The 23,294-nt window shown below is 37.3% G+C and carries 20 protein-coding genes; 6 read left to right on the top strand and 14 right to left on the bottom strand.

The window, feature by feature from the left end; genetic code table 11:
• Positions 1 to 65 precede the first annotated feature (65 nt).
• Both ACG94X_RS14275 and ACG94X_RS14280 read left to right on the top strand, forming a co-directional pair.
• On the top strand, positions 66 to 425 hold the full coding sequence (locus tag ACG94X_RS14275; RefSeq protein WP_419384375.1) for a cupin domain-containing protein: 360 nt from the start codon (positions 66 to 68) through the stop codon (positions 423 to 425).
• 185 nt (positions 426 to 610) lie between these two features.
• Entirely contained in the window at positions 611 to 1,249 is a 639-nt protein-coding gene (locus ACG94X_RS14280) for a hypothetical protein (protein ID WP_419384376.1), read from the top strand.
• 523 nt (positions 1,250 to 1,772) lie between these two features.
• Here ACG94X_RS14280 and ACG94X_RS14285 read toward each other — a convergent pair.
• From ACG94X_RS14285 to hemE, 8 genes are all read right to left on the bottom strand, one after another.
• A complete protein-coding gene (locus tag ACG94X_RS14285) occupies positions 1,773 to 2,648 on the bottom strand; it encodes a metal-dependent hydrolase (protein ID WP_419384377.1) in 876 nt (291 codons plus the stop codon).
• A gap of 137 nt (positions 2,649 to 2,785) precedes the next feature.
• Positions 2,786 to 3,967 (bottom strand): lipid-transfer protein, encoded by a 1,182-nt coding sequence (locus ACG94X_RS14290; RefSeq protein ID WP_419384378.1) that lies wholly within the window; start codon positions 3,965 to 3,967, stop codon positions 2,786 to 2,788.
• Between the two features lie 117 nt (positions 3,968 to 4,084).
• Positions 4,085 to 7,111, bottom strand: coding sequence for a peroxisomal multifunctional enzyme type 2 (locus ACG94X_RS14295; RefSeq protein WP_419384379.1), 3,027 nt, complete (start codon positions 7,109 to 7,111; stop codon positions 4,085 to 4,087).
• 121 nt (positions 7,112 to 7,232) lie between these two features.
• Entirely contained in the window at positions 7,233 to 8,408 is a 1,176-nt protein-coding gene (locus ACG94X_RS14300) for an acyl-CoA dehydrogenase family protein (RefSeq protein ID WP_419384380.1), read from the bottom strand.
• Positions 8,409 to 8,797: 389 nt separating this feature from the next.
• Positions 8,798 to 10,714, bottom strand: coding sequence for an Lnb N-terminal periplasmic domain-containing protein (locus ACG94X_RS14305; RefSeq protein ID WP_419384381.1), 1,917 nt, complete (start codon positions 10,712 to 10,714; stop codon positions 8,798 to 8,800).
• 92 nt (positions 10,715 to 10,806) lie between these two features.
• Positions 10,807 to 11,277, bottom strand: a complete 471-nt coding sequence (locus ACG94X_RS14310; protein ID WP_419384382.1) for a DUF3015 family protein — start codon at positions 11,275 to 11,277, stop codon at positions 10,807 to 10,809.
• Positions 11,278 to 11,409: 132 nt separating this feature from the next.
• Entirely contained in the window at positions 11,410 to 12,216 is an 807-nt protein-coding gene (locus ACG94X_RS14315; RefSeq protein ID WP_419384383.1) for a DUF817 family protein, read from the bottom strand.
• Positions 12,217 to 12,230: 14 nt separating this feature from the next.
• Positions 12,231 to 13,304 (bottom strand): uroporphyrinogen decarboxylase, encoded by a 1,074-nt coding sequence (gene hemE, locus ACG94X_RS14320; protein WP_419384384.1) that lies wholly within the window; start codon positions 13,302 to 13,304, stop codon positions 12,231 to 12,233.
• 275 nt (positions 13,305 to 13,579) lie between these two features.
• On the opposite strand from hemE, the gene ACG94X_RS14325 reads away from it, so the two are divergent.
• The 3 genes from ACG94X_RS14325 (at position 13,580) to ACG94X_RS14335 (ending at position 16,631) form a co-directional block, all read left to right on the top strand.
• Positions 13,580 to 14,806 carry a L,D-transpeptidase family protein gene (locus ACG94X_RS14325; protein ID WP_419384385.1) on the top strand — a complete coding sequence of 409 codons (1,227 nt, stop codon included), beginning with the start codon at positions 13,580 to 13,582 and terminating at the stop codon, positions 14,804 to 14,806.
• Between the two features lie 128 nt (positions 14,807 to 14,934).
• Entirely contained in the window at positions 14,935 to 15,765 is an 831-nt protein-coding gene (locus tag ACG94X_RS14330; RefSeq protein ID WP_419384386.1) for an SIR2 family NAD-dependent protein deacylase, read from the top strand.
• Positions 15,766 to 15,941: 176 nt separating this feature from the next.
• Positions 15,942 to 16,631, top strand: a complete 690-nt coding sequence (locus tag ACG94X_RS14335) for a pirin family protein (RefSeq protein WP_419384387.1) — start codon at positions 15,942 to 15,944, stop codon at positions 16,629 to 16,631.
• A gap of 60 nt (positions 16,632 to 16,691) precedes the next feature.
• On the opposite strand, the gene ACG94X_RS14340 is transcribed toward ACG94X_RS14335, so the two are convergent.
• Positions 16,692 to 17,444: a class II aldolase/adducin family protein gene (locus ACG94X_RS14340; RefSeq protein ID WP_419384388.1), complete on the bottom strand. Its 753-nt coding sequence runs from the start codon at positions 17,442 to 17,444 to the stop codon at positions 16,692 to 16,694.
• Between the two features lie 222 nt (positions 17,445 to 17,666).
• Positions 17,667 to 18,278, bottom strand: coding sequence for a LexA family protein (locus tag ACG94X_RS14345; RefSeq protein ID WP_419384389.1), 612 nt, complete (start codon positions 18,276 to 18,278; stop codon positions 17,667 to 17,669).
• Positions 18,279 to 18,569: 291 nt separating this feature from the next.
• Here ACG94X_RS14345 and ACG94X_RS14350 point away from each other — a divergent pair, with 291 nt between their 5' ends.
• On the top strand, positions 18,570 to 18,803 hold the full coding sequence (locus tag ACG94X_RS14350; RefSeq protein ID WP_419384390.1) for a hypothetical protein: 234 nt from the start codon (positions 18,570 to 18,572) through the stop codon (positions 18,801 to 18,803).
• A gap of 408 nt (positions 18,804 to 19,211) precedes the next feature.
• On the opposite strand, the gene ACG94X_RS14355 is transcribed toward ACG94X_RS14350, so the two are convergent.
• The 4 genes from ACG94X_RS14355 to ACG94X_RS14370 all read right to left on the bottom strand — a co-directional run bounded on the left by ACG94X_RS14355 (position 19,212) and on the right by ACG94X_RS14370 (position 23,049).
• Positions 19,212 to 20,390 (bottom strand): thiolase family protein, encoded by a 1,179-nt coding sequence (locus tag ACG94X_RS14355; RefSeq protein ID WP_419384391.1) that lies wholly within the window; start codon positions 20,388 to 20,390, stop codon positions 19,212 to 19,214.
• Between the two features lie 297 nt (positions 20,391 to 20,687).
• Positions 20,688 to 21,335, bottom strand: a complete 648-nt coding sequence (locus ACG94X_RS14360; RefSeq protein ID WP_419384392.1) for a CoA transferase subunit B — start codon at positions 21,333 to 21,335, stop codon at positions 20,688 to 20,690.
• 2 nt (positions 21,336 to 21,337) lie between these two features.
• On the bottom strand, positions 21,338 to 22,039 hold the full coding sequence (locus tag ACG94X_RS14365; protein ID WP_419384393.1) for a CoA transferase subunit A: 702 nt from the start codon (positions 22,037 to 22,039) through the stop codon (positions 21,338 to 21,340).
• Positions 22,040 to 22,167: 128 nt separating this feature from the next.
• Positions 22,168 to 23,049: a LysR family transcriptional regulator gene (locus ACG94X_RS14370; protein ID WP_419384394.1), complete on the bottom strand. Its 882-nt coding sequence runs from the start codon at positions 23,047 to 23,049 to the stop codon at positions 22,168 to 22,170.
• Positions 23,050 to 23,294: the final 245 nt, after the last annotated feature.

Consider the following 23,294-nt stretch of genomic DNA (forward strand, 5'->3'; position numbering starts at 1 on the left):
TTTTTGTTAATATCGTTTAAAGCCTCAACTTCATTTGGGGCTTTTCTTTGAATAGGGCTTTTACAATGTCTTCAATTTGGTTAGCGGGTCATGGTTTAACACAAAGAGAAATCACTATTGACCACCCACGTTCAGATCGTCTAGTGAAAGGTAATCCACAGCGCAAAACACAAAGTTTGTATGAACATCCCAATATGAATTGTGGTATTTGGCAATGTGATATCGGTGCATGGAATATTCAATTTGCAGACAATAAGCAAGAATTTTTCCAAATTATTGAAGGTGTTGTGCGTTTACACAATGTAGATAATCAATCATTTGTTGAAATTAAAGCAGGTGAAGCAGGTATCATTCCACCTTCATTTATGGGTACATTTGAAGTCATTGAAGCCGTTAAAAAATATTTCGTTGTTGTCGAAATATAATCAAGCATTCTACAAACATAGCAGTACAGTAATCAATTGATAGCATCGGTAAAATCGGCTATTAGTACCACACAAGATAATGAAATTTAATCAATACCTCACACTAAACTCGTTGATAAATCGATGCTGAAAAGTTATTTTGGAATTTCATTCACTTAATTTTTCAATATTTAAAAAGCCAAATAATGATGAAAAAACTCATTCTAAGTACCCTACTCTTATTCAGTAATTATACTTTTGCAGATGGCTTGAGTGCGTCTGAGCAAAAGGAAGTTCAATATATCATTAATTTATTTAAAAAAAATGATAGCAATGCAATTTCCAATACGATTCGTTATCCACTTAATCGTGAAGAACCTATCCCAAGTATTGATAATAAAGCTCAGATGAAACAACGCTTTCAACAAGTTTTTGACCATAAACTGGTACAAAATATTGCAACGTCTAAACTAACGCAGTGGGAAAGTATGGGCTGGCGTGGAATCATGCTTGATCAGGGTACCGTTTGGATCAGTAACAAACAGATCACGGCGGTAAATTACAGCAGTGATGCAGAGCAACAATATAGAAACCAACTGATTTTAAAACAGAAAAATAAAATTCATTCATCACTTAAAAATTTCAAAGCACCTGAACTGCAATTTAAAACTGCCAAATTTCAGGTTCGTATAGATAAAATGAAAAATGGGCAATATCGTTATGCTTCATGGGGAAAAATGCAATCTCAAAGCCAAAAAACTGATCTTATCTTGAATAATGGCATTGTCGTTATGGATGGCTCAGGTGGTAATCATCATTTTGTTTTTAAAAATGGGACTTTTTAATATGTGGTCTACCGAAATATATTGGGAACCAATGAAACTCCAGATGTTACATTGGAAGTGAATAAAAAAGGAAAAATGATACTTTCACAAGCTGGAAAATTATTTCAATAAACTCTAAATACTATCAAACCTTATTGTAAGACTAAACCATATTATCCCAATACTTAGGCTTTTGGTTGCAGCGATGTAATCTTGTCAATGATTTACTCAAATGGATGTCCACAACGAGTCATTCACGCTTCGCTACGAACATTTTGAGTACCATGATTTTTAAAAATTGTTGTGGTTATTGTTATGTTGCTTTTCTCAGCACATGTTCTATTCAATTTCATTCAAAAGTTCCAGCTATGTTATTTAAAATAATAGTTGATGGCTTTCAATGAATACAATTAAGACATTCTTTGTAGATTTCTTGCATAAACCTTTTAATTACTCGCCCTAGAAAAAAGTATTCAAGTTATAACTGTTATGCAAGAAATCGGATATTTCAAAATACTTGAGAGCAAAATCTGATGGTTAAAGATCAGGCTTTGGTTTGTTCACCCAATTCGTAAATCAATTGGTGCATACGTTCCATATATTCACGGTTATCATGATCCCAAGGATGGAAGTTTGGACGAAAATAATCAATATAATTCCCTAACTGCTTTCTCAATACGCCAATTCCACCAAACGTATATTGATAGGTCTTTTTCCAACTGGATAGATCACTTAGTTTTCCCTCACCTTTAACAATGGTCAGGAATACAGGAATCACCAAGCCCCAGAAAACAATCGTTGCAACCACTAATCCAAAACTACGAATCGCATAAGCATATAAACCTTGACCCATTGCTGTATTCCAGACATCAAAAGCCACGGCTTTATGTTCTGTTTCTTCAAAAGCATGCCAACGCCAAATATTGGCATAATGCTCTTCTGCACCCTCAAATAATTCTGGTGTCCGTAACACAGAATCTGCCAATAAAGCAGTAAAGTGCTCTAATGCTATTGTTCCACTAAGCCAGAAATATGCAGGTAAATGTTGTTTAAGCAGACCAAAAATACTTAAAACTAATGCTTCAAATTTGGGTGCAATCGGTGAACGTGCAAATAAAGCTTCATTATATTCTTCATGTTCACGGCCATGCATGGCTTCCTGACCAATGAATGCTGTCACGGCTTTTTGTAATTCTGGATCTGTCACTAAATCACGATGCGCACGTACTGCATCTATAAAGAAACGCTCGCCAATGGGTAATACGATTGAAAATGTATTCAGCAATGCTGTAAATGTTGGCCCCGCCCTATCATGCCAGTCGGCAATACGATCTGCAGGCAACTTAAAACGGATATCACGGCGAATGGGCAAAGGCTCATGATAGCGAGTCGATTTGGTCAATAATTTTAGAATTCCCATGATAGATCCTTCCTGTTTGTACACAACGCTGTACGCATGGTTATTTTAATTAGTGTGATGTTCTTAATAAAATTGTACGCTTTTGCATACAATTCTATAGGTCATTTCGACTCATTTATCGATTAAAAAATACAGATTTAGTCCCGTCTATACATAGTGATGACACATGCACCGCCTAAGCCCAAATTATGCTGTAAAGCAATACGTGCATTTACCACCTGACGCTGATCTGCTGTACCACGTAATTGCCAGACCAGTTCGGTACATTGTGCCAAACCTGTCGCCCCTAAAGGATGTCCTTTAGACAATAAGCCACCCGATGGATTGGTCACATATTTACCGCCATAGGTATTATCAGCATCCCAAATGAATTTTTCTGCTTCACCTTCAGGGCATAAACCCAATGCTTCGTATGTTAATAATTCATTTGCGGTAAAGCAGTCATGTAACTCAATCACATCAACATCTTCTGCACCAATGCCTGCTGCTTCATAGACTTGTTGAGCAGCTTGCTTCGTCATGTCATAACCAACCATTTTAATCATGCTCTGCTCATCAAAACTTGATGCATAGTCTGTGGTCATAGACTGTGCTGCAATATAAACAGGATTAGAAATACCATGCTTTTTAGCAAACTCATCTGAACAGAGAATAACTGCACCTGCGCCACATGTCGGTGGGCAACATTGGAAACGGGTTAATGGATCGAAGACATTATCTGAAGCCATAATTTCTTCTAAGGACAAAACCTGACCGAACAAAGCATATGGATTATGACTGGCATGCTTACGTGCTTTAACTGCAATTTGTCCAAAAGTTTCTCTTTTTGTGCCATGCAACCAACGATATTCACGCCCTGCACCACCAAACATTTGTGCCGCAGGTGGCGATGCATTAAAACCTTGTACATCTAGCATCACCTGAGCATGTTTTCCCATAGGTGGTTCGCGGTCATTGAACTTTGCACCCAATGCACCTTTTTCCATCTTTTCAAAGCCCAATGCCAATACACATTCAGCAAGACCACCTTCAATGGCTTGACGTGCAAGGAACAATGCACTTGAACCTGTCGAACAGTTATTATTTACATTGACGATAGGAATGCCTGTTAGCCCCAACTCATAGGCAGCCCGCTGACCACAGGTCGAATCACCATAAACATAACCAGCAAAAACCTGTTCGATTTCATCATATTGAATATTGGCATCCTGCAAGGCTTTTTGCCCTGCTTCTTTCGCCATTTCATAATATTCTACACTTGCACCCGGCTTGGCGAATTTAGTCATACCAACACCAATTACATTGACACGTCTTTTCATTTTATTATCTCAATTTTATTTATCTAAAGTTGATGCGTTTTATAACTGCTTTGATCACCTTCATATCCATTAGATGGAATAGCGAATCAAAGCAGTTTTTTCCAATTTTTATCTCAATTAAGACAAGTTTTGTAAAAAATGCAGTTGATGTGCTAACTGAATATCACCATCAACCTTTAAATCACCATGTTGATAAAGATCACGTACCGAACGCTGTCCTGTAGCCAATTCTGATAAATGTTCATCACTTAAGCTTAAAGCAATATTTGCCTGATCATGTTGACCTTGCTGAACTGTGCCCGTACTCAAATTTACCACCCAATGTTCATCAGGTTTACTGACATTAAACTGGAAGATATGTGCCGCATGACTTTCACCCTGTAATTTTTGCTGTATAGCATTGAAAATTTCAGGTGCTTTGGCTGGACGTTTACTTGTAGATACAGCAGTCTGCATTGTAGTATTGCCTGCAGCGATACGTGCGTCACGTGCCTGATCAATCAGTTTCTTATCCATATCCTGCAATACAATCAGCTTATTGGATGCCATCACATTACCTGCAATCTTCAATTGACCACCAAAGAATAACTTTTGAACATCTGCCAATGTGCCATTAAACACAGTTGGAACGTGTTCTTCGTCCAGTTCGAGAGTCACATCAGGGTTTTCAATTCCACCCTCGCCCGCACTGCCTTGTCCATTTTTCAGGTCAATAAACCATGTCGATTCAGGATTTTTAAGCTTAAATAAAAAAGTGGTTTTGGTTTTTTCCACCACACCAACTTTGCTTTGAATATGTTGATTGACTGCGCTAAATACATCAGCCAGTGTCACTTGCTGATTTTCCGTAGACTGATTTTGCACAGCTTGTGGTTGTTCAGTTCGTGTTGTTGAAGTAGAAGCACCATTATTGGCAATACGCTGATTTTTCGCGTCTGCAAATAGTTTAGAATCAATATCCTGTAACACAATTAGCTTATTGGAAGCCATAACATTGCCACCAATTTTCAATTGACCGCCAAAGAACAGTTTCTGCACATCTGCCAGTGAACTTGTCACAACAGTTTCCAAATGTTCTTCATCCATTTCCAGTGACACATCAGCTTTGTCTATTTCACCTTGCTGACATGAACCTACACCATTTTTCAAATCCAATGTCCATACAGATTCAGGATTTTTCAGCTTAAATAAGAATGAGGTCTTGGTTTTATCCACCAGTTCAGGGTGTTGTGCGACATATTCACGAATGACTTTAAAGACATCCGCTGCAATTAGACGATCCGGTTCAGCAGATACCACAACAACAGTCTGAGCATTTTCTTGTACTTTGGGTTTCGCTTTCGCTGTTGGAATTTCACCATACAATTCAATCGCTGCATTTTTAATGACGACTTCGTTACGCTCTTTAACCGAGGTTTCAAAAATGATTTTATTGTCAGACTCTTTCCACATTTTTGTGACAAGAGTATCACCTGGGTAAACACTCTTGGCAAAACGGACTTTAATGCTCTTGAAATAACGTCCATCATTATTACAAAATGCTTTAATCACATGACGTCCGCTATAACCAAAAGTACATAAGCCATGCAAAATTGGACGATCAAATCCAAAAGCTTTGGCAAATGCAGGATCTGCATGCAGTGGATTCCAATCACCCGAAAGGCGATATAAAAGTGTCTGATTCACATCGGTTTTTTCTTCAATAGTTGCATCAGGTTCACGGTCAGGTGTGGGATTTAGTTCGACTGAATCACCACGCTCGCCACCCCAACCACCTGCACCACGTACGAAGGCTGTCATTTCATTATAAATCAGCTCTTCACCATGCTCATCTTTTGACGAAATTGCATAGGTCACCACTGCATTCGGATCTTTATCCAAGGCATTTTTAAGTGTTAATGTATGGAATAATTTTGCCTGTGGCGGTAGCGGACGTTTGATTTCGGTATATTGCTCACCATGTAGAATACGGTCGAAGCCATAATTCATACCGGGTAAAGTTACACCTTGTTTTGCCATTTGCAGCATGGCATTCATCTGTGGCATAACACCATAGGTTGGGAATGCCTGAAATTCGCTACCCAATTCATAAACATACGCCAATTCTGAACTGTCCATCGGATCTCGCGCTGCGCCAATCCCCAATGCATAAAGTGATAGATCACGCTCATCATAAGAAGATTCAGATTCCATCTTGGATTTATAAGCAAGATCGAGGTCTATAAATTCATTCCCACCGAGATTCGGATGATTCACGCCATCCAAAATTGGAGTAAAAGATTCTGTAACAGAATTTGGATGAGTTGCATCAGTAAAATCAGTGATTTTGTCCCAATGACGGGCAACATCATCAACATTAAATTCACGCTTATTCGGGAACATATAACCTTCGGTACGTTCCCAACGCAGTTTTGCAATGAATCCAGCACCCACTTCGAACAAGCCTTTACTTTCTTTACAATCCTCATGTGCAAGCCAAGCCACTAGAGGACTGACCGCTTCTGGCTTTAACATTGCCAACATTTCAGGCGGCATCACAGTTTCAGTCAATCGTGAAGCGGCGACTGGTGCAATGGTATTAACTAAAATGTTTTTACTACGACCTTCTTCTGCCAAACAGTTGGCTAAACCGAGAATACCAAGCTTGGCAGCACAGTAATTGGCTTGACCAAAGTTACCGTAAATTCCTGCAGCAGATGTAGTCATAATAATGCGACCATAGCCTTTTTCACGCATGATTGGCCAAGCGGCATGTGAGACGCTTTTAGTGCCATTCAAATGCACACGCATGATTAAGTCCCAATCATGCTCAGTCATTTTGGCAAAACTGACATCACGTAAAATACCCGCATTATTGATAACGATATCTACTGTCCCAAAATGATCGAGTGCAGTCTGTACAATGGCATCACCATGCTCAACTGAATCATAATTGGCAACTGCGTCACCGCCTGCGGCACGGATTTCCTCAACAACTTTATCTGCAGCAGAGGAAGATTGACCTGAGCCATGTGCACCACCGCCTAGATCATTCACCACGACTTTACAGCCACGTGCAGCAAGCGTTAGTGCATGTTGACGACCCAAGCCACCACCTGCACCCGTGACTATTGCGACACGCCCATCAAAACGTAATTCAGACATTTTTTATTCCTGTTTTTATTTCAATCTAGTTGCTTGTTGCAACCCAGTTTTTATTTAAATATGAACTGTGAATAAAGCTCAGGCTTCTTGCATCATCTGCATAGAAGCCTGTATGAGGTGATTAAATGGTACGGGAAATCAGTTCTTTCATAATTTCATTGGTTCCACCATAAATACGGTTTGGACGCATGTCCAGATATGCACGGGCAATTGGATATTCCATCATGTAACCATAACCACCGTGTAATTGCAGACACTCATCGACAATTTTACAAGCAAGGTCTGAGACCCAATATTTTGCTGTACACGCAGCTTCAATCGATAATTCATTTTTCAAAACAAGTTGCATACATTGGTCAACATAGACACGAGCGATCTGCGCTTCTGAACGCATTTCCGCCAGTTTAAAACGGGTATTTTGGAATGCTGCAACGGGTTTACCAAATGCTTTACGTTGCTTGACGTATTCGACTGTAGTTGCCAAAGCATATTCTGCACCAGCTGCACAGATAATGCCGATCATCATACGTTCCCAAGCCAGTTCTTTCATGAGCATGATAAAGCCCATACCCTCCATACCTAAAAGATTGCTCTTTGGAATACGTACATTATCAAAAAATAATTCGCAGGTATCCTGACCATGTAAACCAATTTTTTTAAGAGGCTTACCCTTACTAAACCCTTCACGTGAAGCTTCAATCACCACAAGCGATACATTCTGCGCTTCACTTTCACCTTTACCTGTTTTGACAGCAACCACAGCCATATCGCATAAATAACCATTGGTAATAAAAATTTTAGAACCATTAATAATGTAATCATCACCGTCTTCAATAGCAGTGGTACGCAATGCCTGTAAATCTGAACCCGTGCCAGGCTCCGTCATGGCAATTGCACCGACCACTTCACCCGTCGCCATTTTTGGCAACCAGTCTTGTTTTTGCTGATCATTACCAAAATTATTAATATAGTTTGCAACAATATCCGAATGTAGTGAAAAACCTGATGCAGAGTCACCAACACGGGCCTGCTCCTCCATAAGAATCATAGAATACAAACGGTCTACGCCTGAACCACCGTATTCTTCAGGCATGGTGCAACACAGTAAGCCTAACTCTCCTGCCCTGTTCCATAAATTACGGTCTAAATGCTGTTGTTCAGCCCATTTCTCATTGTGCGGCGCAATTTCAGTTTCAAAAAAGCGTCTTGCGGTTTGACGGAATTGTTCATGTTCAGCACTGAATAATGTACGAGGCATCATTGGCGCAACAAGTTGTGGAATGTGTAAAGCTGACATGTCAGTTCCTTTTGAATTTGAATAGCTTTTGTTTTTATGTCTTGCATTCACCGTAGATTTTTAATTGACAATACGGTCGTACAATATCTTTATATTTATAGTCTGATGGCTAAACCGTCAATTGTATTAAAAACACATTTTTGAGTGGCTAATGATGCTTCTTGCCACAGGCTAAAATGACTAAATCCACTGTCATCTCGGCAAATTTATAACCCTTGATTTTAAATCAGACTGTGAAAATATATTTAAGAAAGAGAATTGGTGCGGATGAATATAGATAAAAAAGTGAAATGTGCTGAAACAAGATTAAAAGTGAAAATGAATCAAAGCCAACAAAAAAATTATCGGCTTTGATGAATGAAATTCTGAATCTCTAAAATCCAAACAGTTTAAAAATAATGTGCGAATCCAAAACTACCCTTCATCCAATCTTTACTGTCTTGTTGTTGATATTCCCAACCCACTCTTAAAGAGTTCTGTGAAGATAATGAATATTGCAAATAACTATTTACTCTTAAATTCCATTGATGTGAATCTTCCCAGTACGGCAATTCAACTTGGACAATACTATTCAGTTTATCTGTCCACAAATTTTGGCAACCTACTGTTGGGCCTACACCAACACGCCAACCATCATCCAATGATTTTCCTGCTTGTAACTGTGTTTGTAATTCAGCATAACACAAATTTTTTCGATCATCATCCGCTATGGTATAACCCGATTGAGCTTTTGTAGAAAACACACCATGTTGTTTATCTTCACTAAATTGACCATGATCAAGCGCTTCTTGCTGCCAACCCATGCTAAAACCCCAAGTAATCGGTGTTTTAAATGGTGTAATTGGGTTATAAGAATTTACCGTTAATAGGTCAATATGTTCAATCTTAAGCGCATTATTTCGCCACTGTGCTGCACCATCTAAGAATAAAAGTTGAGTCCCTGTACGGAACCCACCTTGTGGATCTTTTAACTCATGATATGCCTGACGATGACCAATTTGAACAAATTGATCGCCCTGTACTTCCCCCATGTCGACAGACCAATTTCTGGAGTCATGTCCATTCACAGGATTAATTTTCGGCTTTTCTGGTTCTTGGCGTTGCTTTTCAATTTGGATTTGACTGCGTAAACCCAATAATTGTCTAAATCTGACTTGTGCATATTTTTCTTCAATTTGACGAGAGGTGAATTGCAAGTACAAATCGTCATACGCCATTTCTAAAATTTTCGCACGATCATGTTCAGAATAATGTTCTAAAGCACTTTGCATCTGTTGTGGTGCTAATGCTGCAATGTTATGCGCTATTTTCGCTAAACTATGACCATGTTGTTTGGCTTGCGCGTTTAACTGCGTTTCCAATGCAGGACGATAAACGGTGTCTTTAATCATCCCTTGTTGATCAACTGCTTTAATTGTTTCTATTGGAATTGCCGCATAGGTAAATTTTTGACGTAAATTGGAACTAGGTCTAACTAAATCAATTAAGCCCAATAAGCGATAAGCGCAGTTATCACTCACAAAATAATAAGGGAAACTGACTTTTTGCATTTCCCACATGTGCTTGACTAAAAAATCAGTTTCATCCGGAGTTAAATTAAGTTCATATTCCCATAAATCACGGCTTTCAAAATCGCCATATTCTTTTACTTTGCGATAATACGGCATTAAAGAATATTCACCGGGATAATCGCCCACTAACCCCTTCCAAGCGTATGACCAGTTGTCTTGCCCATTGACAGTCGCTGCATAATTCACTGCATATGAAACCAGATTTAATTGCTTCTGATCTTTGGGGTCTAGACGTAATAAAGTATGCCCAAACATCGAACTGGGATTGCCCATAAAATCTGTTGCGTAAATCAAGGTCGCTTTATAAGGTTTAATTTGTCCATACCACTGCTCAAATTCAGGACAAGCGACTTGGGGAAGCTGTTGAGCTGATATTTTCAGTTGTTGCATCAACCATTGGCTGCGTGCAGGAAATTTACACCGAAAAGATTGATTCGGTTCAGCTTGTTGGAATAATGCCGCAATATCAGCAACCAATTCATTTTTAATATTGCGTCGACCATCAGAAGCAAGAAAATAACCTGCATAACTGACTTCACTTTGGTTTGAATTTTGAGCTGCTGAACCTCTAGTTGTAGCATCCTCAGCATACAGTAAGCGTTTCCATGTGATGTTTTGTTCTAATTTTTTTTGTTCTGATAATTTGACATAATCTTGAATGGATAATAATTCAGCAGATGTATTCAAAGAAATAAATGTACCGAGTAAACCTAAACTATAAGCTAAATATTTCATTCACAATTTCAATATAAGAAGGATCAAACGGTTTTGAGCGTAAATATACCCGCCAAAAAATAAAACCCTGTCAAAGACAGGGTTCTTGGGAATTATACGTATGCTTTTAATACTGTATCTTTTGCCATCACTTCTTGAAGTGATGCCAAAACTTGTAGAGAATTTTGGTTATTTGTTGAATAAATATGTGAGAAGTTAGATTTAGCTACAGCAAAGAAATGGGCTTTATCTGCATCTTTAACATTCAATAGCGAAGCTAAAACATTTAAGCTTTCGCCTTGCCCCACAGCCATATCACGTGCAAGTGACTCTGTATTTTCATTGGTAAATGTTACGACTTGTGCAGTCACTTTACCATTACCGCTACAGCCTAAAGTACCAAAGGTAATACCGAGCAATTGATTTGTGAAAATACCATTCGTCGTAGCAGCTAAGATTTTTGGAATTTTACCAGATTGACCTGCCCAAACTTGTGAACCCACACCACAACCTACATCTGGATCTGCCATTGCAACACTAGAACCAGCAGCCAATACAGCAGCTAAAACGATTTTTTTTAACATATAATTCTCCAAAAATTTTGCATATATAATATATGTAAATTGTTATATTCCATTTTGTGTACATTTTATTGCACACATACAGATTTATCACAGAAAAAAGAATAAGCAAATCAAAATATGACAATTTGAAGTCTATTTATTGTACGGTTTTAGTGACCAGTTTCCGCTTGAGTTTCTATTTCCAAGAATTTTTAACACCAAGACTAAACTTAATAATAGCAATAAATACCAAGAGCCTAATTTTCCCCAGCCCACCATGTGCCAAGCATCGACCTGACTTGGGTATTGCCAAATTTTATAGAAGGTACTGATATTCTCTGCAATCCAGATAATGAATGCCAAAATAAGGAGGATTGGAAGCATTGGAAGTTGAAAATGATGTTGTTGAAGTTCAAAACGAATTTTTGTTTTCCAAAAAAGAATAACGCTCCAAACAAACAGTAGATTACGAAAATCTGGAATAAAAAATTTACTCATAAAATTGATATAAGACAATACTGCCAAACACAACATATGCGTAAATTGAGGCAATTTTAGAAATGAAACTTGATAAAGCCGCAACGATCTTGCAAAAAAACTCCCTACTGCCGAATACATAAATCCAGCGAATAATGGTACTGCCATTATTTTCAATATTGCAGGTTGTGGATATTGCCAAGATGCAATTTGAGGATGGGTTAAGAAAACTTCCATGCCCATTGCCATGATATGAAATAAAGCAATGACTTTGGCTTCAGCCCATGATTCTAACTTTAAATACAACAAGCAGATTTGAATGATTAAGGCAAAAAAAAGTAAATAGTCATAACGGAAAAAACCGTAAAATTCATGGCTCCCCATAGGTGCCGTAACGACAAATGCAATGAGTAATAGAATACCAAATAAGGCAGCTGACGCTGCCTTAAACATAAATTCAAAAAATGATTTTATATAGATCATAGGAGAATCAAAACTTAACCTAAATACTTAGCACTATATTCATGAACAGTATCAATAAAGGCTTTAGGGTTGGCTGGATCTACCCACTGGGTAATGCCATGACCTAAATTCGCCACATAACCTGTTTTCTCACCATTAGCATATGCATCATCCAGCATCGCTTTTGTTGCTTTTTCAATCGTTGCAGATGAACCATATAACGTTGCTGGGTCTAAATTCCCTTGTATAGCTGCACGACCATTGATTGTCTGACGAGCGACATTAAGCGGAGTCGTCCAATCTAATCCAAATGCATCTGCACCTGTTGTCACCATAGGTTCAAGCCATTGACCGCCACCTTTAGTGAATAAAATCACTGGAACTTTACGTCCCTCATTTTCACGTTTTAAGCCTGCAACAATTTTTTGCATGTATTTTAATGAAAATTCTAAATACTCACGGTGTGCGAGTGCCCCACCCCAACTATCAAAAATTTGAACAGCTTGAGCACCCGCATCAATTTGCGCATTCAAATAATCAATCACAGCATCTGCAAGTCGGTCTAATAAAGCATGTAAAACTTCAGGTTGTGCATACATCATCTGTTTGGTAAAGCGGAAATCTTTGCTTGATCCCCCTTCAATCATGTAGGTTGCCAATGTCCAAGGACTACCTGAAAAGCCGATTAAAGGAACTTGCCCACCTAATGCTGAACGAATGGTCGTCACAGCATTCATGACATAAGCGAGATCAGATTTTGCATCGAATTTTGGCAGATTAGCCACATCTTGTTCTGTACGAATTGTTTTATGAAATTTAGGACCTTCACCTACTTCGAAATAAAGCCCTAAACCTAAAGCATCTGGAACCGTTAAAATATCTGAGAATAAAATTGCAGCATCAAGGTCATAGCGGCGTAAAGGCTGTAAAGTTACTTCACAAGCGAAATCGTTATTTTTACAAAGAGAAAGAAAGTCACCCGCTTTAGCACGAGTTTCACGATATTCTGGTAAATAGCGCCCTGCTTGACGCATCATCCATACAGGCGTGGTATCTACAGGTTCGCGCAATAAGGCACGTAGAAAACGATCATTTTTTAAGGTCGTCATTTACTTTCCCAATCCAAAAATTAATTTGCCCCATCATAGCAAAAAGGCTTCAAATTTAATAATTTCTGAATAAAAAATTCTATCTTTGTATGACAGTTCACAAGTATTTTCTGCATATTCAAAAATACGAAAATAAAACAAATCTAGCTTTTAAAAAATTTATCAATAGGAAAAAATGATTAACACAAAACAAGTACTGCATCCCTATGTAATTTCTGCAATACTTGTAACTATATTTTAGTAATCAAAATGAATAATTTTTAAGGTTGAATTACATGTTCGTTCGCTCAATTCTTGCTTTGAGTTTAAGTTGTATATTAGCAGGTACAGCATTTGCTGCCGCTACAGCTGAGCAGCCTCTAAAGCCTAAAAAAGTTGTTTCTGGCCCTGTTGAAGATCCGATTGATCCTCTTGCCATCGACACTTCGGCATCTTCTGTCGAAACTCAAATTTCTCAACAAGAGCAACAAGAGTTAAATAAAGCAGCCGATACGCTGCAAAATTTAGAAAAAGCAGAAGCTAAAAACTCTGATACTGCAATTTCTCCAAATTCAGCAACACCTGCTAAAACTGCCAGTAATCCCAATGCACCAAAAGCATCATGGACATTAGACGGCATTAACAATGCTCAATGGTATGAGAATATCGGTAAAGGTCAATTCCCAGTTTATGCACGTGCGCATGTTATGTTGAATAATTCACATGCTTCACCTGGTGCAATTGATGGCTCAAGTGGTATGAATACCCTAAAAGCCATTGCTTCATTCCAACAAATCAATGGTTTAAAACCAACAGGTGAATTAACCAAAGAAACTTGGGATGCTTTAATTACACAACAAGGAAATAAACCTGCTTTTATTGAATATGTAATAACCGAAGCAGATTTAAAAGGTCCATATGCTGAATCTATTCCACGGGATTATGCATTACAAGCCAAAATGAAAGGTTTGTATTACACACGTGTTACCGAAATGCTTGGTGAAAAATTTCACATGGATGAAGATTTTTTAAAGAAATTGAATCCTAAAGCGACATTTAAAAAAGCTGGTGAAAAAATTGTTGTGACCAATATTCGCAATGAACTTCCTGAGAATATTAACCTCATCGTTGCGCATAAAGGTGCTAAACAATTGTATTTGTTTAATGCACAAAACCAAATGGTCGGCTCGTTCCCTGCAACGATTGGTAGCTCAGATACACCATCACCAACAGGAACATATAAAGTCACTGGCGTAGCGAAAAATCCTTGGTATAGCTATTCTCCAAGTAACTTCCTACAAGGTAATAACCGTAAACCATTGTCATTACCACCAGGTCCAAATGCACCTGTCGGTAATATTTGGATTGGTTTAAGCAAAAAATCATTTGGTATTCATGGTACACCAAACCCATCGGCAATTTCTAAAACTGCTTCGCATGGCTGTATCCGTTTGACCAACTGGGATGCCAATGATTTAGGTAAAAAAGTAAAATCTGGTGTCACTGTTAAATTCTTAGAATAATTTGAATTTATTATTCACCATTTTAAAAAACCAGTGTTTATGCACTGGTTTTTTATTTGCACAACATTCGATTAAGAGCTTGTATGCAGAATGATCTGCTGGTTAATAACACTCTCAGGCGCATAAAAATGCTCAATTCACAGCAGATTTCTAAAATAAAAAAAATGTTTAAAAATACAGATGGTCTGCTGATTAGCGCAGGTGCAGGTATGGGGGTTGATTCAGGATTACCCGATTTTCGTGGTAATCAAGGTATGTGGCAAGCTTATCCTGAACTTGGTAAACAGCGTATCGAATTTAGCTCTATAGCCAATCCAAATGCTTTTCATGATGCACCCACTTTAGCTTGGGGGTTTTATGGTCATCGTCTCAAACTATATCGACAAACCACGCCACATCAAGGCTTTCACTTGCTCAAAAAATTAAGTGAAATGTTAGATCTCCCCTACTTTATTTTCACATCGAATGTTGATGGTCAATTTCAAAAAGCAGGTTTTGATGAACATTTGATTTACGAATGTCACGGTTCAATTCACCATTTACAATGTTTAGCTGTCTGTGAAAATCAAATTTGGTCAGCAGAAAAAATCCAACTACGTATTGATCAAAATCGTTGTGAATGGTTAGGCGAATTACCTAAATGTCCGCATTGTCATGGTTTATCTCGTCCCAATATTCTCATGTTTGATGATTATGATTGGATAAATTCGAGATCAAATATTCAAGCTCAATATTTAAAGCAATGGTTAAAACAGCGCCATCAACCGATTGTTATTGAGCTCGGTGCAGGAACTGCAATTCCTACAGTCCGCAATTTTGGGGAAAAATTCGCACCTAATTTAATTCGTATCAATCCTAGAGAGCACGATCTTCACCCCAACCAAGGGATGTCGATAGCAACTGGTGCATTGACTGGCATTCAAGAAATAATTAATGCGCTCGAAATTCAAGCATTTTAATTTCTAATTGCTCGTCTTATTTTCAACAATGGCTCAGATTAATTTAATGAACGTTTGCGTAAAATAATGATGGGCGTTCCAAAAACACAACAATACGTTGCTTATATATTGTTTTCATGCCATCACATAAATATTAAAATTATTTCAAGTTAAAAATAAAGATTTGGAGATTTGAAATGAATACATTTTTACACTTAAGTGAAGATCGTGGTCATGTAAAAGCAGGATGGTTAGAAAGCAAACATAGCTTTTCATTTGGTAGTTGGTATAACCCGAAATACATGGGCGTTGGTTCATTACGTGTTATTAACGATGATATTATTGCCGCACATAATGGCTTTGGTACTCATGCTCATGACAATATGGAAATTTTGACCTGTGTATTAAAAGGGACTATTTCTCATAAAGACAGCATGGGGAATGAACGCCACATCCATGCAGGTGAATGGCAATTGATGAGTGCAGGAACTGGTGTTCAACACAGTGAAATGAACCAAGGTGATGAAGCTGTTCATATGTTACAAATTTGGGTCATTCCAAATGAAAAAGATGCGACTCCTGATTATCAACAAATTGAGCGTGACCCAAAAAAATCACCCAATGAATGGCAATTGATTGTTGGACCCAATGATGATGCGCCGATGCATATCCGTCAAAATGCTGAAATCAAAGCTGCATATTTGGAAAAGGGTCGTACATTAGCAGTTAAAGCAACGCAAAAATTTAACTACGTACATGTGATTGAAGGTGAAATTGATATTGCAGGGCAAATCGTTAAAGCTGGTGATGCTTACCTTTTTGATGAAGATGCTACAATTACTGCCAACCAAAACAGTCAATTCATTTGGTTTGATTTAACTAATTAATCATTTGTGAATAATAAGCCTCTAAATTTAGAGGCTTATTACTTGAGTAAACAAAAATAATTAACAACAGTAATCTTTCTTTTGATCTTTAATTAATGATAATGCAGCGTTCCAAGCTGCCTGAATAATCGGTTCAGCAGCATCACTTTCAAATTGCTTCACCGTATGTTCACAAACTTCTTTACTTGGAAAGTGTAGCTTCGGACTGGTCATGGCTTTAATCTGGACTTGACATGCACGCTCTAGAAAATAAATTTCATGAAATGCTCGGGCAATCGAATTTCCTGTTGCCAATAAACCATGATTTCTCAATATCATACAACGAAACTGCCCTAAATCATTCACTAAACGCTCACGCTCTTCGGTTGAAAATGCGATGCCTTCATATTCATGATAAGCAATATTGTTATAAAATTTGAGCGCATGTTGCGACAAAGGCAATAAGCCTTTTTCTTGTGCGGAGACTGCTATTCCGTCAGCAGTATGAGTGTGAATTACACAATCAATATCATCTTTAGCATGATGCAAAGCAGAATGAATCACAAAGCCTGCGACATTGACCATTTTACCTTGATCATATTCTGCAACAATCTTACCATCGTGATCAATTTTGACTAAATCAGTCGCTTTCATCTGATCAAAAGTCACACCATAACGGTTAATGAGAAAATGATCAGGCTCGTCTGGAACACGTAAACTAATATGTGTATCAATCAGATCTGTCATCTTAAAATGAGCAATTAAACGATACAAAGCAGCAAGTTGGCAACGTGCCTCCCATTCAACTTTATCAATATACTTCGGACGTTTCATTATTAAATCCTTTTATTCTCTATGACTTACATATCGATACGTCTAATCGCTATGATTATTTTCATCTGCATCACTACTTTTAACCAGTGTTTAGAGAATTAACAAGTTTTTTAATAAAATGAATACTAAAGCCTAAAAACCCACAACGAGTATAATTCTCGAAGTAGGTCAAAAATGAAGACTGTTTTATAAAATTTATTTTTAGAATCTGCTTTCAAAAAATTAGCGCATTCGTTTGAGGTTATAAGTTACAACACCCCAAATCTCAAACTCTTGACCTTCTTCAATATAAATATTTTGGAATTCAGGATTTTCCGCTTTCAGCCAAATTTTTGCAGGATTAAATTGTTTATCCACCATCAAACGCTTAACTGTAAAATCATTATCAATTCGCGCAATGACAATATCACCTGATTTTGCAGTAATACTTCGATCAACAATCAACGGATCATCTATGTCGATGCCGACATCCAACATGGACAAAGAATTGGCTTTGACAATAAATGTTGAACTTTCATTACGAATCAAATATTCATTCATATCCAAAGACTGATCAATGGTATCTTCTACAGAAAATGGTACACCTGCTGCGACACGCTCTGTAGCCATCGGAATCTGATAAATTTTATCGTTATTTGCCTGAACATTTTGAATGTTAATATTTGACGTTAAATCTGATAATTTGCCATTACTGAAATTTTTAAGTAACCAATTTTTGATAAAATCGACTTGTGATTCAGGTACCCGGATTACCTTAGTCTGTTCACTAAATTGAGCTTTCCGCCCTGCATTGGGTCTCGCACCGCCATGTTCAAATTCCACTTTTTTTGTCATGATCTATCCTCCATGCTGTATAAAAGCCATTCAAATCAATATACTTTGAAAAAGTTACAATTTCAAGTTGACGTGTGATTTTTTTTAGATAACAATAGCCATATCGATCAGTTTTTGATACATCTATTTGATCAAGGATGAACAAGTAAATCAAAATACTTTTCATAAAATCAATAATTTAGAATGAAAATAAAACCCATTATTTCGCTAAAATATTGATCTAACTGAATTAACTTACTGGTCTAGTTTTAACACAGTTTTTTGATTGATTTTCTATGTGGAGACATAAAAATGGCGACTCAACGTGATGCAATTCTAGGTTATGCAGATGAACAACATGCTTACTATATTCGCTTAATCGAAGACAATACAGTACTCGGCAGCCAGTATGGTATATTCTGCGAAAATACCAATAGTGATACGGCAGAAAGTATTATGACCACATTATTTTTAAAAAAATCGTTTTGGCTGAATGGTTCTGAATTTAGCGATATTGTGAAAGGTCTACAACCTTTAGCTCTTTAAAATTTCTGAATGTTTCAAAATTGCATAAATTCTGATGAGTGTTTTTAAATATTAAAGTTGATCTTGAATTTACATGACCTATAAAAAGTTATTGCACTACATTCTGTGCAATAACTAAAGTTTGATCATCACATTATATTGAAGAAATCCACTGTCTTTCGGATGATTAATCTATCTCGATTTTCATTTCGAGAGCTTTTTCTGGCAATCGTCGGAGTGTGCTACAACTTAAGTGTAACTACTTTATTCTAGAATTAACGCTATCTCTTTTCTGAGAGAATATTCAGGTTTTGAAGTTTATGAATATTCAAATGATAAAAGTAAGTCATAAAAAATCCCTCATCGAATAAGGGCTTTTTATGTTGATTTAAGAATAAATGAAAAGTTCACTCATTCATAAACTATAAATTATGCTTTTACTTCAATTGCAATTGCGGTCGCTTCACCACCACCGATACACAATGCAGCGACACCTTTGCTCTTACCTAAACGTTTTAAAGCATGGATGAGTGTCACAATAATTCGTGAACCCGATGAACCTAGTGGATGCCCTAATGCGCATGCACCACCATTCACATTGACTTTTTCTGGATCAAGTTTAAAAGCATCAATTGCCGCCATTGTTACCATTGCAAAAGCTTCGTTAATTTCCCATAGATCAACATCTTCGGCAGACCAACCGACATTTTTAAGTAATTTTTCAATCGCACCGACTGGAGCAATTGTAAATTCTTCTGGCAGCTGAGAATTGGTTGTATACCCTTTAATCTCGGCCAATACAGCTAAATTACGCTTATTCGCTTCCGACTCAGAAGTAATGAGTAAAGCAGATGCACCATCACTAATTGAACTCGAATTTGCAGCAGTAATCGTTCCATCTTTTGCAAATGCGGCTCTTAATGTTGAAATTTTATCAATCTTGGCATTTGCAGGGTTTTCATCCACATCTACCGTCACTTCACCTTTTCGTGTAGTCACTTTTACTGCAGTAATTTCATTTTTAAAATATCCTTCAGCAATGGCTTTTTGTGCTCGTGTTAGAGAACGAATTGCAAATTCATCCATTTGTTCACGGCTATAGCCTTTTTTATCTGCCATGTCCTGCGCAAAACTACCCATTGCACGACCAGTACCCGCATCTTCCAAACCATCCATGAACATATGATCAATCACTTGACCATGTCCCATGCGATAACCCGAACGTGCTTTTGGCAATAAATACGGTGCATTAGTCATAGATTCCATACCACCAATGACAATAATTTTTGCACTGCCTGCTTTAATTGCATCACTGGCTTGCATCGCAGCTTTCATGCCAGAACCGCACACTTTATTAATCGTGGTCGCACCGACATGATCTGGTAAACCTGCTTGACGCATAGCTTGACGTGCTGGCCCTTGTTTTACACCCGCAGGTAATACACAGCCCATAATTACTTCGTCAATATCATCAACAGGTATATTGGCTTGTTCAACAACATTTTGAATAACCACAGCACCTAAATCAGGTGCAGATAAAGTCGAAAAACTTCCTTGAAAGCTTCCCATTGCGGTACGACTTGCAGCGATGATAACGATTTTTTCCATACGGATTCACCTTGAATTTAAGTGCTGATCATTTGAAAATAGAATACTTTTGAAACAATATATTAAAAATTTGATTGTTCAATATTTGACTTTTATCTCGTTATATTGAACATTCATTAATGGGTAAAAATATTCAAAGGCTCTAAAATGATGAACAAACTGAGTTTTGAATAAGCTTATATTTTGAAAAATTTGATTTTAAAAATACATGATTATAAGAAATGAATAGCGCAGAATACGCCATTCACCACACTTCAAAGCAGCCGGAACTGCTTGAAATTATTCATATTATTTTGATTAAGAAACAACTAAGTTGGTCGTGATTAATTGCACACCTGTTGCAGCTTGAATTTCCTCTAAAGTTACATCTTTAGCAAGTTCAATTAATTCAATACCTTGTGCAGTAACATCCATCACACCAAGATCGGTAATGACACGGTTAACGACCAATCGACCTGTCAATGGTAATGTACATTCAGATACGATTTTTGGGCTACCATCTTTCGCACAATGTTCCATCAACACTACAACTTTTTGTACGCCAGCAACTAAATCCATTGCGCCGCCCATACCTTTTACTTTTTTACCCGGAATCATCCAGTTGGCTAAATCGCCTTTTTCTGAAACTTCCATCGAACCTAAAATGGCAATGTTCACTTTACCGCCACGAATCATGGCAAAAGATTCTGAACTAGAAAAAAATGCAGCACCTTTACGTGTAGTTACGGTTTGTTTGCCTGCATTAATTAAATCAGCATCAACCGTTTCTTGGGTCGGAAATTCGCCAATGCCGAGTAAACCATTTTCAGATTGCAACCAAACATCAATATTTTCAGGAATATAATTTGCAACCAGTGTCGGTAAACCAATCCCTAAATTGACATAAAAACCATCTTCAAGTTCTTGAGCTGCACGCTCAGCCATTTCATTACGCGTCCAAGCCATGATTAAATCTCCGTCTTCAATGTCAATTGTTCAATGCGTTTTTCAGGTTGCGTATTTAAAACAATACGGTTGACATAAATTCCTGGCAAATGAATCGAATCTGGATCTAATTCACCAATTTCAACGACCTCTTCAACTTCAACGATGGTAAATTTCCCTGCCATTGCACATTCAGGATTGAAATTACGTGCCGTTTTACGGAAGACTAAATTGCCTGCCTTATCTGCTTTATATGCTTTGACCAAAGCAATATCGGCAACCAGTGCTCGTTCTAAAATGTAATCTTTACCATCAAACTCACGGACTTCTTTGCCCTCCGCAATTAAAGTACCTACACCCGTTTGGGTAAAGAAAGCTGGGATACCTGCGCCACCTGCGCGTAATTTTTCTGCCAAAGTGCCTTGAGGTGTCAATTCAACTTCAAGTTCACCATTTAAATATTGACGCTCAAATTCTTTATTTTCACCGACATAAGATGAAATCATTTTTTTAATTTGTTTGGTTTGTAAAAGTTTACCCAGACCAAAATCATCAACCCCTGCATTATTCGAAATACAAGTTAAACCATTGACACCCGTTTCTTTTAAAGCATCAATCAATGCTTCTGGAATACCGCATAATCCAAATCCACCGACAGCAAAAGTCTGGTTGTTTGCAACCACATCAGCCAAAGCTTCATGCGCATTCGCTACAACTTTATTCATCGTTTTAACTCTATGTCCTTTAGAATCTTTATTATTAACATTCTGTCATTTATTTGAGAAATTGAATCTTTCAAATGTGTGATGAGTAAAACTCATTAATCTCATCTGGGAGATTGCTCAAAAGAATTTTAAAACTGATGTGCCAATATAATTTCGATAAATTGTGAGGAAATATTCGATAGTTCAAAATCTTTTTTATAAATAATGCCAACAGTAAGACTGACATTGCTATTCTCAATTTCAACCAAGACATTGTTTTCTTTGTCGATATAATTTTGAAAGTGTCGAGGGATAGCACTTACTCCCATGCCCAAAGCAACAAAATGGGATAATGAGCTAATCTGATGACATTCAATTTTTAAATCTAAAATCATATTATTTTGGGAACATTTTTCTTCTACAACATGCCGAATAATCGATGGTTTTTGTAAGGTAATAAATGGATATGAACAGAGTTCATTCCACGTCACGCTTTTACGCTGTGCTAATACATGATCCTTTGGTAACAAAGCCAAAAAATCTTCGTTAAAAAATGGTTTAAAAATTAATTGATCATTCTGCTTAGGCTCAAAACAAATGCCTATTTCAAAAATACCCTCTTGAACTTTTTCTATAATTTTTTCATTGGTAATATCATGAATTGAAAAATTAATATTGGGATGAAACTTGTTAAACTCATTCAGTACAGCAGGTAAAATAGCATGTGTTGCAAAAGGCATCGAAGCAATATTTAATGTCCCACGATGCAATTTAAAACGCTGTTTCACATCCCGTTCCATATCCTCCCAATTGGCTAAAAGTTTTCGAGCAAATGGAATTAGTGAACTTCCTTCAGCCGTAAGATCTACACGGCGTGTATTACGCTTAAAAAGTTTTCCACCCAACTCATCTTCTAAGCTCTTGATGCTTAAACTTAAAGCGGACTGACTTAAACAAAGCTCATTGGCTGCATTGGCATAATTTAATGTCCGGGCAAGAACTAAAAAAGCTTTTAACTGTTTGAGTGTCATATGTCAACCTAAGCGATATGTATAACTATAATACTCCAATCTTGAGCAATTTTTGTCGCAAAATGAGAATTTTGATTATCAATTAAGCGCTAGAATGGTCACTTGAACATCATGAGAAAATTTCATCTATTACGTACATCATTCACCCAATGCGTTATTTTGAGTTTTTGCCTACTGTGTAGAAATGTGTTCATTCATTTTAAATAGAGGAGAAAATCTAGACGTTGATTGTATAAATCAAAGTA

Source organism: Acinetobacter psychrotolerans (genome assembly GCF_048552595.1).
Classification (GTDB): Bacteria; Pseudomonadota; Gammaproteobacteria; order Pseudomonadales; family Moraxellaceae; genus Acinetobacter.